This is a genomic window from Litoreibacter roseus (assembly GCF_009811795.1).
Classification (GTDB): Bacteria; Pseudomonadota; Alphaproteobacteria; order Rhodobacterales; family Rhodobacteraceae; genus Litoreibacter; species Litoreibacter roseus.
In genome coordinates this window covers 986207-1000097 of the sequence record NZ_BLJE01000001.1, presented here as the reverse complement: position 1 = coordinate 1000097, position 13891 = coordinate 986207, and the positions used below count along the sequence as shown (strand labels likewise).

The following is a 13891-nucleotide window of genomic DNA, read 5'->3' as shown; positions in this document are numbered from 1 at the left end:
AGATATGCGTCTTACAGGCATCAGCAATGCTGTCTGGTGATACGCTCAGCTGGGGATGACGCCGGTGATCTATCTGTTCCAGAGTATCGGTGTCAAAATGTTGCTGATCTTCGCCGCGTTGGCGACCACATCAGCGTTCATGTTCTTCGTCGCAACAACGGTTTTTCGGGAAACTGCCGAAAATCTCGAAACGCTGACTTTGGTACGGCTGCCTGAGCTGAAGGCCAGCATAGATCTGGATATTGCAGCCAGCCGCCTCAAAAACGGTATGATCGGTTTGCTGCTTGCCCAAAACTCTGAGGAGCTATTGGACGAGAGGGACAAGAAGGAAAAGATCATTAACGGCCTGCAAACCGCGTACGGTCTACTGGACAGAAGAACAAAAGCGCAAATCGGCCCTTGGATTGTTGATGTTGAACGACAAATGACCGATCTCAGCGATGCCCGTCTCCGCGAATTCGAGAGCCTTGAAAGGATTTCCCAAAGCGTCTCAGCATTATGGGATGCGGCGGAAACCGCGACCGCCGAAATCGAAAAAAAGGTCGATGATGCATATTTCGATCTCGCTATCGGGGGTGAACACACCATCGAAGCCGTCACGCAACAACTCGACGTTTTGGTGAATGATGTCCTGGCACACCTTCATTCGGTTCTGGCAATCCAGTCGAACGTCAATTTGATCTCTGGTGTCGCACTTGCACTGACCCAGACGACTGACCCGGCGCTCGAAGCTATCCTAAGAGATTTGCGCGAAACGGGTCTCAAAGAAGTCGATCGGTTGGTTGCTGACCATCGCAACACCGACCCTATCGAGGGGGAATTTGACGCGCTGAAAAAACATCTCGCGATAATTCGTGACCAGAGTGATTCCAATGTCCTGACCAGACGTCAGCGAACAAAGGAGATCTTAGCTGCAAGACGCGCGCTCGACGCGTTTTTGATACCAATCATCGATGATTTGGCGTTTGAAGTCGCGATCAGCAGTGAGCACGCATCGACCGAAAACGCGGACGCGATCAATGCATTATTGGCAGGCCCGACAGCGGTGCAGCGCGAGGCCAGTATCCTGCAGACGACCCTTTGGACCTTTCTAGCAACAGCATTGGAAACCGCAAATGCGTCCAATCCGGTTGAGCTTGAGATTGCAGGGGAAAAACTTCGCGTTATCTCTCTAAGATTAGACGGTCTATCTCAAAATAGTAATCCGTCTCTCCGAAAAGAGATTGAAACTTTGCTGGCGATCGTTGCTCCGGAAAGCGGGCTATCGATGCTACGCGGTGCCGTTCTGGCCACCCAAGAAGATGCTGTAGAAGCCACAGAGGCTGCCGCAAAAAGCGTGATCGCAATCGGATCGCTAGCTCAAGAATTCGGAAGGGCGTCACAAGAGAAAATTTTCGCGGCCAGCGGCGTTGTACTGGACCATGCCGGCGTAGCCGAAGAGCGCCTTCGACAAATTGCCATGCTTTCAGCTGCGCTTTTTCTCGCAGCTTTCTTCGTCAATTTCACTTGGATCATCAAACCATTGGTCCGACTTACCAAAACAACAGAGAACCTGGCTTCTGGTGACCTGACCCAACCAATCGGTTTCCGATCAAGCGGCGGAGAAATCGGACGAATGGCAAATGCGCTTCGCGTTTTCCGAGACGGACTTGTCGAGAAAAATGCTATTCAGGCCCAAGTGGAACAAGAGCGTGAGGCGCACGAACAAGAGCAACAGGCGGTTGTTGCATCCTTGGCAAAAGGGCTGAACGGTCTCGCGAACAAAGATCTAAACGTTGCTTTGCGGGAAAAATTTCCGGGCAGTTACGACCGGTTGCGCCATGATTTCAACGCGGCAGTCATGACGTTAAAAGATATTATAGATCAGATTGTTACGAGTGGACGCTCAGTTCGAAAATCGACAAGCGCAATCTCAAATGCGTCTACAGACCTGTCCAACAGAAGCGAAAATGCGGCCGGATCCCTACAACAAACCGCAGCCGCGTTAGAGCAGATCACAAGCTCGGTTGCCTCATCATCTCAACAGGCCAACGCCACCCTTGATGTGGTCAAGCGCGCTAGCAAAAGCGCAGAACAAGGCAAGGGCGTGATCGACGCCACGGTGACGGCAATACAGGACATAAAAGGGTCATCCCTGAAGATCTCGGAAATTGTAGACACGATCGATAGCATCGCCTTCCAAACAAATTTGCTTGCTTTGAACGCGGGTGTAGAAGCAGCCCGTGCCAACGAGGCGGGTCGCGGGTTCGCAGTGGTCGCCTCAGAGGTGCAAGCCCTCGCCCAGCGATCCTCTGAAGCAGCCAAGGACATCAAGAAACTGATCGATCTCAGCGCCGTCGATGTCGACCGTGGTGTCGATCTGGTCGCCCTGGCTGAGAACGCATTCGACGATATCGCAACTGCGATCATGCAAGCCTCGGCTCAGACAACCGAGATTGCGAAGGCATCTGAGGATCAGGCACTCGGTATCACCGAGATCAACGGAGCCATTGGGGAATTGGACAAGGTGACCCAGCAGAACGCTGCGATGCTGGAGCAAACCTCCGCCGCACATCTCAGCCTGAAGGAAGAAGCTGAAAGGCTGGGACAGATTGTCGAAGGATTCACGCTGGATGCCCGGGATCAAGATTACAACAGCCTAACTGATATCAAACCTCAAAAGGTGCTGAGAGGTATTGCGTGACCTCGCGTATTCGGTAGATCTCTAGCACCTTCAACCAAACCGCACAGATGCATATTCAAACCAAAATAGAATGATAAAGATAGCATCGCCAGTGCTGCGATCGGCTGTAGGGGACTGATTGAAACTCTTCCCGACCAGCACTTTCAAGAACGCAGCTTGCGTGTTTATGAAAGATGTTTCTCGCCAAAAAAATCAACATCACATTTTGAAGTCAACGCGAACTGTCACGGTGGTTCATTCAGCGGCGTGCCGCAAGATCAAGACACCGCTTGGCTCTTCAGACCTGTCTTCGTCCCGCGTTTGGGTTTTTGAGCCTTTTGACGCGCGATACAGCAGCGCAAACATTGGTGGCGTAAAATAGAACGAGACAACTGAAGACAACAAAACACCTCCGGCAATTGCGACCGCGAAAGGTGGCCAGAACCCGCCCCCCGCAAGGATCAATGGAAGGAATCCGCCAAACGTCGTGATCGTCGTCGACGTGATGTGTCTGCTTGAGTTGGTCACCACCCGTGCGATTGCGTCCGTGTTGCCATTCTTTGCATCCGGATCTGCCTTTAGGCCAGTCAGAATGATAATCGCAGCATTGATGGACACGCCGATTGAGCCAATCACCCCAATGATCGCATTGATCCCAAAGGGGTATTGAAGCACTGCAAGAGACAGGATCGAAAGCCCTGCCGACAACCCGCAGACGACCAATGCCACAGCAGTCAGACGGAACGAATTGAAGGTCAACGCGATCGTTGCAATGGTCAGAGTCACAATTAAACCGATTGACGCCAATAGGTTGCCGACCGTATTTGATCTTGCATCTGAGTCGCCCCCAAGTTCCATCCGGTAACCCGCGGGCAACGCGAACCCGCGGTCATCCAAGGTACCAAGCACGGATTGCAGGGCTTCCTCGGGCAGGACACCTGCCACAAGAAAAGCCTGAACCGTATTGACCCGCTCACCGTTCCGACGCGTGATCACGCTCTCGGCGGGTTCCACGATGGGGTCAGCCAACTCGGAAAGCGGCACCGCGGGAAACGCACCTTGGGCCGAAACCGTGGCGGATCCCGGCAGAAGGATTGGCAGAGACGCAATCGCAGACAGATCCCCACGCAGCCCTTCCCCAAACCGCACGCGAACCGGAAGTTGTTCGGTGCCTTCGACGAGGGACCCGCCGACGACGCCCACCAAACCTGCATCCAACTGTTGAGCGATGTCGGTTACGTTAAGTCCGAGTAGTCGCGCCCTGACCTCATCAATCTCAAACCTAATTTGCGGGGCGCCGCCGGTCACGCCGGCACGGACTTGAGTGGTAAGATCCGCGTCCGCCACAATGGTTCGCAATTCACCACCCAGACGGCGCAGCTCGTCCAGATCAGGCCCCACGAGACGTAGCTCGACCGGCGCGTCTACGGGCGGGCCTTGAACCAACCCGCGTATAATGATGCGCGCCTGCGGAAAAGCCTCGTCCAATCGGGCGCGAAGATCCGGCACCAAGCGACCAGCCGCCTCCGCAGATGCCGCATTGATCATGGCTTGGGCGTATCCCGGTTCGCGACTCCGGCCCCCCGTGATATTATAGTAGAACGCCGGGCCGGACTTGCCGATTGACCAATAGGTCGTGGCAATTTCTTCTTCCGATTGAAGGATGGCGTCAATCTCGCGTGCCACGGCCTCCGTATCTGCAATGGCGCTGCCGGGTGGCATTTCAACCTCGAGGTAAAACTGATCCCGATCCACGCCGGGGAAAAACTGCGCGGTCAACGTCGGAAAGCTCGCGAAGCCGACAACTGGCAAAATCAGAGCGAACGCAATGGACTTGATCGGGTTGCGAGCGGACACAGCAATGGACCGCTCAAAAAGCCGGGCCAGTGTTGGTAGATTGATTCCGCGGCTGAGAAAGGTCCCTTTGCCCTGAACAGGCAAAATCCAACCTGCCAAAGCGGGCGTCACGGTCAGCGCGATGAAGAGCGACCAGACCAGCATCAAAACCACTGCGATCGCGATGGACCCGACAAAGTCACCGGCTGGTCCCGGCAAAAGGATCATCGGCGTAAAAGATAAGGCCGTTGTGACGGTCGAGGCCAGAAGCGGTGCCGCCAACCGGCGCACAGCATCCCCGACGGCCGACAACCGGTCCATGCCTTTCTGCAGACGCTGGCCGACTTCGTCAGACATCACGATGGCTGCGTCTACCAGCAGTCCCAAAGCCACGATCAGCCCTGTGACAGACATCTGATGGATGGGCAACCCGATGAAGTTCATGGTGGCCAGCGTAGCCAAAGACACCACAGGCAGGACCAGCGCCACGATTGCAGCCGCCCGCAGACCCAGTGTCAGGAACAGCACGCCCACAACGAGGCTAACACCAATCGCCATATTCGTGCCGACCTCCGCTAGCCGGTCTGCCGTGTAAACGCTTTGGTCAAACATCAGAGTTTCGGACAGACCAACCGGCACGGCTGCCTGTCCCGCCGCAAGCTCGTCCCGCACAAAACTCATCCAGCGATCAATCTGAACGCCGTCTTGGGCAAGCACACCGATCAAGATCGCGGACTTTCCATTCGCCAGTGCCCGTTCTTCGGCGGGCAGTCGCGCGCCACGGGTTATCGACGCGATATCGCCCAAAACGACGCTGGCATTCGTATCGCTTTCGCGCAGAACGACGCGGCGCAACCGATCAAGGCTTTCGATCTCGCCGGAGATGTTGATCGTCAGGTCAGTGTCAGCACCCTGCACACGACCGGCCTGAACTTTGCCATCTGCCGCGGTGATCCGCGCCGATACATCCTGTGCCGTCAACCCAAGGCTTGCCGCACGCTCTGGGTCGATCACGACCAGAACCTCTTCCTCTGGAACGCCGAACAAATCGACAGCACGGGTCGCGGGGATTGAACGCAAACGATCTGCCAGGGCCTCAGCATGGCGCGAGGGCAGTGTCAGGGGGATATCGTCGCGATCAGCGGTCACCGCGATCACAGCTGAATAGGCCGAGATCCCTTCGGCGTCGAATTCCGGGGCTTGAACGCCCGCCGGAAATTCGGCGCGCGCATCCTCGACCGCGTCGCGGGCCTCAGACCAAACCTGTTCAATCGTGGCCTCATCCAGCGTCTCGATCAGCTCTACGGCAACAACGGATACACCGCTGCGAGACACCGAACTGATCACATCAACCTCAGCGATCTCGCGCAGTTCGTCTTCAATCTCGGCTGTCACAAGGGCTTCGACGCGGGCTGGATCGGCGCCTGGAAAGCTCGTCGTGACCGTCGCAAAGAGGTTGGTGATCGTTGGATCCTCTTGCCGCCCGAGCGACAGGAAGGACGACAAGCCCGCCGAGATCAGCACCAAAAGGATCAGGGCGACAAGGCGAGGCTGTCTGAAGGTGAGGGTCTCCATTTTAGCCGCCTTCTCTGATGCGCACGGACTGGCCCGGGGTTACACGGTGCGCCCCTTCAGCGACAAGGCGGTGATCTTCGGCAAAGGTGCCCTGAACGAAGGCACGCCCATCCGCGATGTGAAGAACCTCAACGGCTGCATTGCGCACGATGCCTTCGGCATCAACGACCAGCACAGTCCAAACGCCGCCTGTTCCCTCTTGCAGGGCATCAAGTTGAACCCAGAGACCTGATTGAGGAATCTCGCTTTGAACCGTCAACGTCGCGGTCTGACCGAACGCGGCCCGTGCGCCGGTATCAACGTCAAAAATCGCTGTGCGGGTCCGGGTTACGGGATCGATGTCCGGGCGAACATGTACAAGGCTTGCATTCACTTCAGCTCCATCCAATCGGATCATCGCATCAGTGAGTTGGTCGGTGTCGACACTCAATGGCAACCCGGCCCGCAGTTGCGGGCGACCGGTTTCCATCAGCGTCACAACGGCCTGCCCCACCGTGAGAGTTTCCCCGCCATCAACCGACCGCTGCCCGATCTGCCCGCTGAAAGGCGCAAAGAGTTCTGATTTCGCGATTTGGATCGCAACAGCATCCCGTGCCGCTTCGGTCTCTGCAATGCGCGCGATCAGCTCATCGCGGTTGGCACGGGCCTGATCCAAGCGCTCTTCGCTCGTGAACCCGCGATCCGTCAGCGAACTGCTGCGCTCAACAGAGCGCTCTGCAAAGACCAGTTGCGCCGCAAGGGCCGCGCGAGATGCCGTGAGGCGCTTCAGATCAGACTCAAGCAAATCCGTATCCAGTCTGGCAAGTACGTCGCCTTGCTCAACAGTGTCGCCTTCTTCAACCAACAATTCGGTCAGACGCCCGGACAATTCAAAGGACAGGACCGCGGTCAGGCGCGGCTCGATTTGGCCTACGAAATGGCGGTCTACCGCATAGCTGTCCTCCATCTGAATCGGGGACACCGGAACCATAATGGACGGCGCTGCCGTGGGCGGCTCAATCGCTTGGGCCCTTTGGGCGATCATATTGCTCGCAACCATGACGACCACGCCGGCAGCGCCAATAGCCCCCAGAGTGAGGGTGAGCGATACGGTCTTCCGCGCCATCCGGCGTAGGATTGATCTGGGTTTAGCTATCGGGTCCACGATGCACCTCTGTAAAAGTTAGCACCTCTTACATATGTAAGTACCTCTAACTTTGACAAGTAAAAATTTCTCTGACACATAGGATGGCATGACAAAATCACCGGAAACTTCGAAAAAAACGAGCTACCACCACGGCGACCTGCGCGCGCAATTGGTGGAGGCAACACGCCAGCTTGTAGAAGAAAAAGGCGCGGACCATTTCTCGGTCTCAGAGGCGTGCCGCCGTGCGGGCGTCTCGACCGCCGCGCCCTATAAGCATTTCAAAGATAAGGAGGAAATGCTGAACCAGGTGATACTGGAAGGCATGCATCGAAAACAGCAGCAGATGCAGGACGAGCTTGCCAAATATCCTGACGGCGGGATCGACCGTATCATAGCGCTTGGTCGCGTGTACGTTCGGTTTGCAGAGCAGGAGCCCGGCGTATTTCGGCTCATGTTCGGTCTGACCGAAGATCACGAAAACGAGGATCAGTTGGTTGCAGAAGGTAAACGAACCTTCGGTGCAGTGCAGGCAGAGGTCGCGCGGTACCGCGGCAGTGAGGTCGTTGAGGATCAAGATATCGACCGGGCTTTCATGCTTTGGAGCTTTGTGCACGGGCTGTCTTTTCTTCAGATAGACGGCAAGGTGTCGACGGTCGATGTAAGCGTCGATATGGAGCACATTCTGCGCGAGATCGCAGAACGGGTGATGGCCTAAGTATCGGATAGGGTCGGCAGACGCGGATAGCGCAAACCATACTTCGCTTTCGTCACCGGATCGTATAGCAATTTCCGAATTCGGATTTTAACGCAGGGCGCTCATGCACCACTATTCCCCGACATCCCGACGCGTATTTCTGGCAGGCGCCACAGCGGCGCTGTCGGTTGGACCTCTTTCCGCGCAGTCCCGTTGGGACAGAGTTGCAGACGCGGCCCGCGCCCTGGATCAGCTTCACGGCATCGTCATATCCCACAAAGGTCAAACGGTTCTTGCAGAGGCCTTTCGCGGACCATCGCTAGAACGCCCTGCCCCGATCAAATCCGTTTCGAAGACGATTGTTGCCGCTTTGTTAGGCGCGGCAGTGGACAACGGAGATGTCGACAGCGTTACAGCGCGGATCAGCGATCTGGCTCCCAATCTGATCCCAGCGGGCGCGGACCCGCGTGTGGCATCCATCACGCTGGAGGATCTTGTGACGCTCAGATCAGGGCTCGAACGGACATCGGGGGCGAATTACGGTGGATGGGTTTCAAGCTCAAACTGGGTCGCGAATGCATTGAGACGCCCGATGATCGCCGATCCCGGTGGTCGGATGCTGTATTCGACGGGCAGCTTTCATGTCCTCGGCGCAGTGCTATCCGAGGTCACGGGGCAGTCGCTGCTTCAACAGGCCCGCACACGCATCGGCATACCGCTTGGTATTGATATTCCAGCTTGGACACGCGATCCGCAAGGACGCTATCTTGGTGGCAACGAGATGGCCCTGTCGCCTTACAGCATGATCCGCTTCGGTGAAATGTACCGGCTGAACGGACAATGGCGTGATCAGCAGGTACTGAGCCAGGGTTGGGTGAACCAATCGCTGGTCGCGCGCACGCAATCGCCGTTTTCCGGTCTGGCCTATGGTTATGGGTGGTTTCTGACCCAGACAGGGGACCCGCGGATCGCGATTGCTCGGGGCTATGGCGGCCAGATTATTGCGGTGGTGCCGGACCGAGAACTAACGATTGCAATCACATCTGATCCCACACGCCCCGCCCGCAGCGGCGGGTATTTCGGGGATCTCATGCGGTTGATCGCGGGCATCATCGTGCCCGCGACCGAAGTCTAGCGTTCAGCTTTTGCGCGTGATGATGCGTGCAGCACCCGAAACCAAAAGCGCCGCGATAACAACCTTCAACGCGTCACCCAGCAGGAAGGGGCTGACCCAGTATGTCCAGATGCTGGATGCGGTTGATCCGACCCATTTGCCCTCGGCGCCAAACGCCTCAGCGACGGCCATCGGCCAAGCGACGCCCGGGATGTAAAGCGCTGCAGCGGCGATCAAACCAAAGCCCAGCATCGCCCAGACACTGCGGCCCGCAGCAAGTCCTGAGATGTAAGCCATCGCGACAAAGCCCAGAAGGAAACCGGCGGTCGGACCGGCCATATACGCAAGGCCAGCACCACCATTGGCAAAGACAGGAAGGCCTGCGGCGCCTTCAACAAGATACGCAATGACCGTCGCGGCACCAAGCCGTGCGCCAAAGGAAAGCCCGACGATGAGGATCGCCAGCCCCTGCATGGTCAGTGGAACGGGCCAGAACGGCACGCTCATCTGGGCCGCAATCGCGATAAACGCAGAGCCCCCCAGCACCAGAAGCGCTTTTTTCAGGAAAGTGTCGTGGCCCAAGGCTGCTTGCGTCAGTGTCATGGCTGTCCCTCATTCATATCAGAATTCCCGCTCGTTTTCCGCAGTGCAGCGCCGGAAGTCAAGATCGCTGCTTGAAACTGCGGCCTATGAATGGGAAACGCTCCGCTGTCTTGAAGGAGAGCCCGATGACCGACACGCCAGAAAAAATTGCGCTTGTAACAGGGGCATCCCGTGGTTTGGGCAGTGCCTGCGCCGAAACGCTGGCGCGTCGCGGGTATCATGTCATAGCCGTTGCCCGCACTGTCGGCGGGTTGGAAGAACTAGATGACCGCATTCAAACCGCCGGAGGCTCCGCGACACTTGCGCCGGTGGATATCACCAACGAAGATGCGCTGCGCCAGATTTGCCGCGGCATCTATGACAGGTGGGGTCGCATCGACCTGCTGGTCCATGCAGCAATCCACGCTCCGCCATTGGCACCGCTGCCCCATATGAGCGAGAAGGATCTGGACAAAACGCTGGCGGTAAACGTCCGCGCCACAGCGAGGCTGATCGCGAATGTCGCGCCTTTGCTGCAAGCGTCCCCGGTCGGTGCCGCGCTCTTTTTCAACGACAAATCCAAGTCGGAACGGTTTCATGGGCCCTACGGACTGTCCAAGGCCGCACAGATGCGCATGGCCCGCAGTTGGCAAGATGAAACCGCCAAGATCGGTCCCGTTGTTCATGTGCTGACCCCTGCCCCGATGCCGACCGCTCTCCGGGCAAGGTTCTATCCGGGTGAGGATCGCAGTGCACTTGCGGATCCTAAAGCTGAAGCAGAGCGGCTTTTGTCTGAGATCTTGTAGGCTGAACGAGCCCTAGATCTGGTACTGCCACAGACCCCGTGAGAAACCGTACAGTATCAATCCGGCACCAAGCATGAGGCAAAGCCAAGCGCTCCGCTTTCTGCTGGTCTTGAGGGATAGAAAGAGGCCGGAGCCCATCAGACCGAGTGCGATCAGATAAAACATGACTGACGCGGCGACAACTGTTGCCCGGTCAAGCCGCTTGTTCCTCTTCTTCTTCCGCAGCTTGGCGGTGCCACATTGAGGCATAGCGACCGTCCCGCGACAGCAACTCCTCATGGGTGCCCCGCTCGGCGATCAGTCCATTCTCCAGAACCACAATCTGATCTGCATCTGCAATTGTCGAAAGCCTGTGTGCGATCACCAGCACAGTCCGCCCTTCGGACATCTCGCGCAGACTGTCCTGTATGTCTCGTTCGGTCTCGGTGTCGAGCGCTGATGTCGCCTCGTCCAAAAGCAGGATTGGCGGATTTTTCAGAAGTGTCCGCGCGATGCCGACACGCTGTTTTTCCCCGCCCGAAAGCTTCAGGCCACGTTCGCCCACCGCCGTCTCGAACCCATCGGGAAGATCCATGATGAAGTCGTAGATCTTCGCAGCCTTTGCGGCAGCTTCAATCTCGCTTCGGCTGGCCTCGGGGCGACCATACGCGATATTATAGAGGATCGTGTCGTTGAAAAGCACCGTGTCCTGAGGGACAACACCGATCTGGGCATGAAGGCTGTCTTGTGTAACATCGCGTACGTCCTGACCATCAAGCTTCAGCGCGCCGCCATTCACATCATAGAATCGGAATAAAAGTCGCCCGATGGTCGATTTTCCGGAACCGGACGGCCCTACAATTGCAACCGTCTCGCCAGCAGAAACACTCAGAGAGACACCTTTCAAAATCGGGCGCGCCGTATCGTAGCCGAAGGTGATGTCGTCCAGCGTCACCGCGCCGCCATCAATCTGCAGTTCCTTTGCATCTTCCTTGTCATTCACTTCGGCGGGCTGACCCAAAAGGTCGAACATCTCCCCCATGTCCACAAGCGCTTGGCGGATCTCGCGATATACCGTGCCCAGAAAGTTCAACGGCATGGTGATCTGGATCATGTAGGCGTTGACCATGACGAAATCGCCGACCGTCAGAACGCCGCGCTGAACGCCCATGGCCGCCATCACCATCACGATAACCAGCCCCGCCGTGATCAAGATGGACTGGCCGAAGTTCAAAAATGCCAAACTGTACGATGTCTTGAGCGCTGCTTTCTCGTAGCCCTCCATTGCAACGTCGTAGCGGTCCGCCTCGCGCTGTTCTGCCCCGAAGTACTTGACCGTTTCAAAGTTGAGCAGACTGTCGATTGCCTTCTGGTTGGCATCCGTGTCCTGATCGTTCATCTCTTTGCGGATCTTAACGCGCCACTCGGTGACGGCAAACGTGAACCAAGTGTAGAGAGCGATCGTGCCGACGACGACGACCAGATACCAGATGTTGAACACGAAGGCCAAAATGACCGCGATCATCAAAAGTTCGAGGATCAGCGGACCTATGGAAAACAACAGAAAGCGTAGCAGAAACTCGACACCCTTAACGCCCCGCTCGATGATCCGGGACAGACCGCCGGTTTTTCGCGTGATGTGATACCGCATCGACAGGCGGTGTATATGGGTGAAGGTCTGAAGCGCCAAAGCCCGCAACGCCCTTTGACCAACCCGCGCAAAGACAACGTCGCGCAACTGCTGGAAACCAACATTCATTGCCCGCGCCACGCCGTAGGCCACGGTCATACCAATTGCGCCCAACCCCAGCATCCAAGCCGCATCTGTGGCTTCGCCCGAAAGACCATCAACTGCTGCCTTGTAGAGAAACGGCGTACCAACGGCGACAAGCTTGGAGATAAAGAGAAACGCCAAAGCCAGAACGACGCGGCGTTTGACCCATGGTTGATCCTCGGGCCAGAGATAGGGTGCCACCCGCTTGATCACCCGTACGCCACTTTCGCGCAGGTCTTGGTTCATGCGGGCATCGGTGACTTCTGTGACCATGTAGTGAGACTTCCGGTTGGCGAGACGCCTATACCTAGTGCGCGCCCGTCCGGATTGCCAGCCGAAGACCAGGTTCTGATGGTCCGGTCATTCCGTGGGTAGCGTGAAAATCTGTCCGGGATAAATCAGGTTCGGATCGCGGATCAGCTCTCGATTGGCCTCATAGACACGGACATACTGAACCCCGTCGCCAAATTGCTCCTGCGCGATGCCCCACAGGGTAAAGCCTGTTTGCACCGTCACTGCGCTGACAGCGCCTTGCGCAATCTCGATTTCTTCGCGCTGGAACGGTGTTTCGACGCGCGAGGTCACCTTCCCGTCAAGCCCGATCTCATCCACCCTCAGACGATAGACACCTGCATCCACGTCAACGAGCGGGGCGTCCCATGTGCCGTCCGCCTGAATTTCAGCCGTTTTAACGGGGCGGTCGTTTAGATAGACCCGGACAAAATCAGCATCACCGCCACGGCCAGACAACGCAACTTCGCCTTCATTGTCATAGCTGATCGTATCAATAACCACATTGGCGACATCACTGACGACGCCATCTTCAACGACCTTGGGCTGCGGCGCGGGGCGAATGACATCTACCCCGTCGCTATCGGCCACAACCACAGCCGGGGCACTTAAGGGTTCGGGCGCCGACGGGGACACTGGCTCGGCTTCATCAGCTCGCGCATCTTCCTGCACCGCATCTGCAAGCTGGGATACGTCCGGCAGTTCCGGCGCCCCCTCAGCTTCTGCAATGTCGACTTGTTCCGGTTCAGTCGGCATGGGCGGCGTGATTTGAGCCATGACCGGCGCCAGAAGAACGGTCGCGTCCGACAGGATTTGTGCGCCGTCCGCGTCAACCGTTGCGATAGAAACGGTGCGGGCCGCTTCGGATGCGGGAATATCGAAGAGCGCCACAAACTTACCAGTCGCGTCTGACTGAACCTCCGCAAATGTCTCGCCGTCTAGAAAGATCACGACGGGGCGGTTTTTTTCAGCCGTCCCAGCAATAACCGCAGCGCCTGCCTGATCCACGCGAACCAGATCGAGGGTGGGCGCGCGCAAAGTCTGTTCGGGGATCTCTGGCGCGGATTCTGGCGCAGGTTGTGACGCCTCTGCCAATTCGCTCTGGTCCGGGGCTGCAGGTGGGTTGACGGATGCGGTCTCACTTGCCGGTGCCTCGACAAGAGCGGTTCCCGATCCTTCCGGCGGCTGGAAGCCGGTCACTTCGCGTTCGGGCGCGGGCAACAGATACACGACGCCAAATCCCAGCAGTACAAGTGCCAGAAAAATGCCCGCGCCGATCCGCGCAGCAGACATCCCCTCTCTGGGTTTGGCTGGTTCTGAATGCATGCCCTGCTGTGCCATTGCGTCGCTGTCCCTTGTCCCACACGCCGGTTTGCGCTTACGCATGTCCCAAGCGCCAACGTGCGGGATACTCTAACAGTGTCCCGCCACCATGGCAAAACCAAGGCTTCG

At 57.2% G+C, this 13891-nt stretch carries 9 protein-coding genes; 4 read left to right on the top strand and 5 right to left on the bottom strand.

Annotated elements, in window-relative coordinates; all coding sequences use genetic code 11:
• Window positions 1–64 precede the first annotated feature (64 nt).
• Complete coding sequence (locus KIN_RS04980; RefSeq protein WP_159804821.1) at window positions 65–2683, top strand: methyl-accepting chemotaxis protein; 2619 nt, start codon at window positions 65–67, stop codon at window positions 2681–2683.
• 234 nt (window positions 2684–2917) lie between these two features.
• Here the strand turns inward: KIN_RS04980 and KIN_RS04975 are convergent, their stop codons facing one another.
• Both KIN_RS04975 and KIN_RS04970 read right to left on the bottom strand, forming a co-directional pair.
• The gene (locus tag KIN_RS04975) at window positions 2918–6073 is read right to left on the bottom strand and encodes an efflux RND transporter permease subunit (protein ID WP_159804820.1); all 3156 of its coding nucleotides are present in this window, start codon (window positions 6071–6073) and stop codon (window positions 2918–2920) included.
• Window position 6074: 1 nt separating this feature from the next.
• The gene (locus tag KIN_RS04970) at window positions 6075–7217 is read right to left on the bottom strand and encodes an efflux RND transporter periplasmic adaptor subunit (protein ID WP_243144817.1); all 1143 of its coding nucleotides are present in this window, start codon (window positions 7215–7217) and stop codon (window positions 6075–6077) included.
• Window positions 7218–7305: 88 nt separating this feature from the next.
• Between KIN_RS04970 and KIN_RS04965 the strand changes: the two genes are divergently transcribed.
• Together KIN_RS04965 and KIN_RS04960 are read left to right on the top strand one after the other, a co-directional pair.
• Window positions 7306–7914: a TetR/AcrR family transcriptional regulator gene (locus KIN_RS04965; RefSeq protein ID WP_159804819.1), complete on the top strand. Its 609-nt coding sequence runs from the start codon at window positions 7306–7308 to the stop codon at window positions 7912–7914.
• A 103-nt stretch (window positions 7915–8017) separates the two neighbouring features.
• The gene (locus tag KIN_RS04960) at window positions 8018–9028 is read left to right on the top strand and encodes a serine hydrolase domain-containing protein (RefSeq protein ID WP_159804818.1); all 1011 of its coding nucleotides are present in this window, start codon (window positions 8018–8020) and stop codon (window positions 9026–9028) included.
• 3 nt (window positions 9029–9031) lie between these two features.
• Here KIN_RS04960 and KIN_RS04955 read toward each other — a convergent pair whose 3' ends face one another.
• Window positions 9032–9610 carry a biotin transporter BioY gene (locus KIN_RS04955; protein ID WP_159804817.1) on the bottom strand — a complete coding sequence of 193 codons (579 nt, stop codon included), beginning with the start codon at window positions 9608–9610 and terminating at the stop codon, window positions 9032–9034.
• A 125-nt stretch (window positions 9611–9735) separates the two neighbouring features.
• Here KIN_RS04955 and KIN_RS04950 point away from each other — a divergent pair, with 125 nt between their 5' ends.
• Window positions 9736–10395 carry an SDR family NAD(P)-dependent oxidoreductase gene (locus KIN_RS04950; protein WP_159804816.1) on the top strand — a complete coding sequence of 220 codons (660 nt, stop codon included), beginning with the start codon at window positions 9736–9738 and terminating at the stop codon, window positions 10393–10395.
• Window positions 10396–10588: 193 nt separating this feature from the next.
• Here the strand turns inward: KIN_RS04950 and KIN_RS04945 are convergent, their stop codons facing one another.
• Together KIN_RS04945 and KIN_RS04940 are read right to left on the bottom strand one after the other, a co-directional pair.
• The gene (locus tag KIN_RS04945) at window positions 10589–12421 is read right to left on the bottom strand and encodes an ABCB family ABC transporter ATP-binding protein/permease (RefSeq protein WP_159804815.1); all 1833 of its coding nucleotides are present in this window, start codon (window positions 12419–12421) and stop codon (window positions 10589–10591) included.
• An 87-nt stretch (window positions 12422–12508) separates the two neighbouring features.
• Window positions 12509–13825: a LysM peptidoglycan-binding domain-containing protein gene (locus KIN_RS04940; RefSeq protein ID WP_159804814.1), complete on the bottom strand. Its 1317-nt coding sequence runs from the start codon at window positions 13823–13825 to the stop codon at window positions 12509–12511.
• Window positions 13826–13891 lie beyond the last annotated feature (66 nt).

What these genes read in the sequence shown, in the direction of transcription:
- KIN_RS04965 (WP_159804819.1), top strand. Translation starts at nt 7,306, where the DNA reads ATGACAAAATCACCGGAAACTTCGAAAAAAACGAGCTACCACCACGGC.
- KIN_RS04960 (WP_159804818.1), top strand. Translation starts at nt 8,018, where the DNA reads ATGCACCACTATTCCCCGACATCCCGACGCGTATTTCTGGCAGGCGCC.
- KIN_RS04955 (WP_159804817.1), bottom strand. Translation starts at nt 9,610, where the DNA reads ATGACACTGACGCAAGCAGCCTTGGGCCACGACACTTTCCTGAAAAAA.
- KIN_RS04975 (WP_159804820.1), bottom strand. Translation starts at nt 6,073, where the DNA reads ATGGAGACCCTCACCTTCAGACAGCCTCGCCTTGTCGCCCTGATCCTT.
- KIN_RS04940 (WP_159804814.1), bottom strand. Translation starts at nt 13,825, where the DNA reads ATGCGTAAGCGCAAACCGGCGTGTGGGACAAGGGACAGCGACGCAATG.
- KIN_RS04950 (WP_159804816.1), top strand. Translation starts at nt 9,736, where the DNA reads ATGACCGACACGCCAGAAAAAATTGCGCTTGTAACAGGGGCATCCCGT.
- KIN_RS04945 (WP_159804815.1), bottom strand. Translation starts at nt 12,421, where the DNA reads ATGGTCACAGAAGTCACCGATGCCCGCATGAACCAAGACCTGCGCGAA.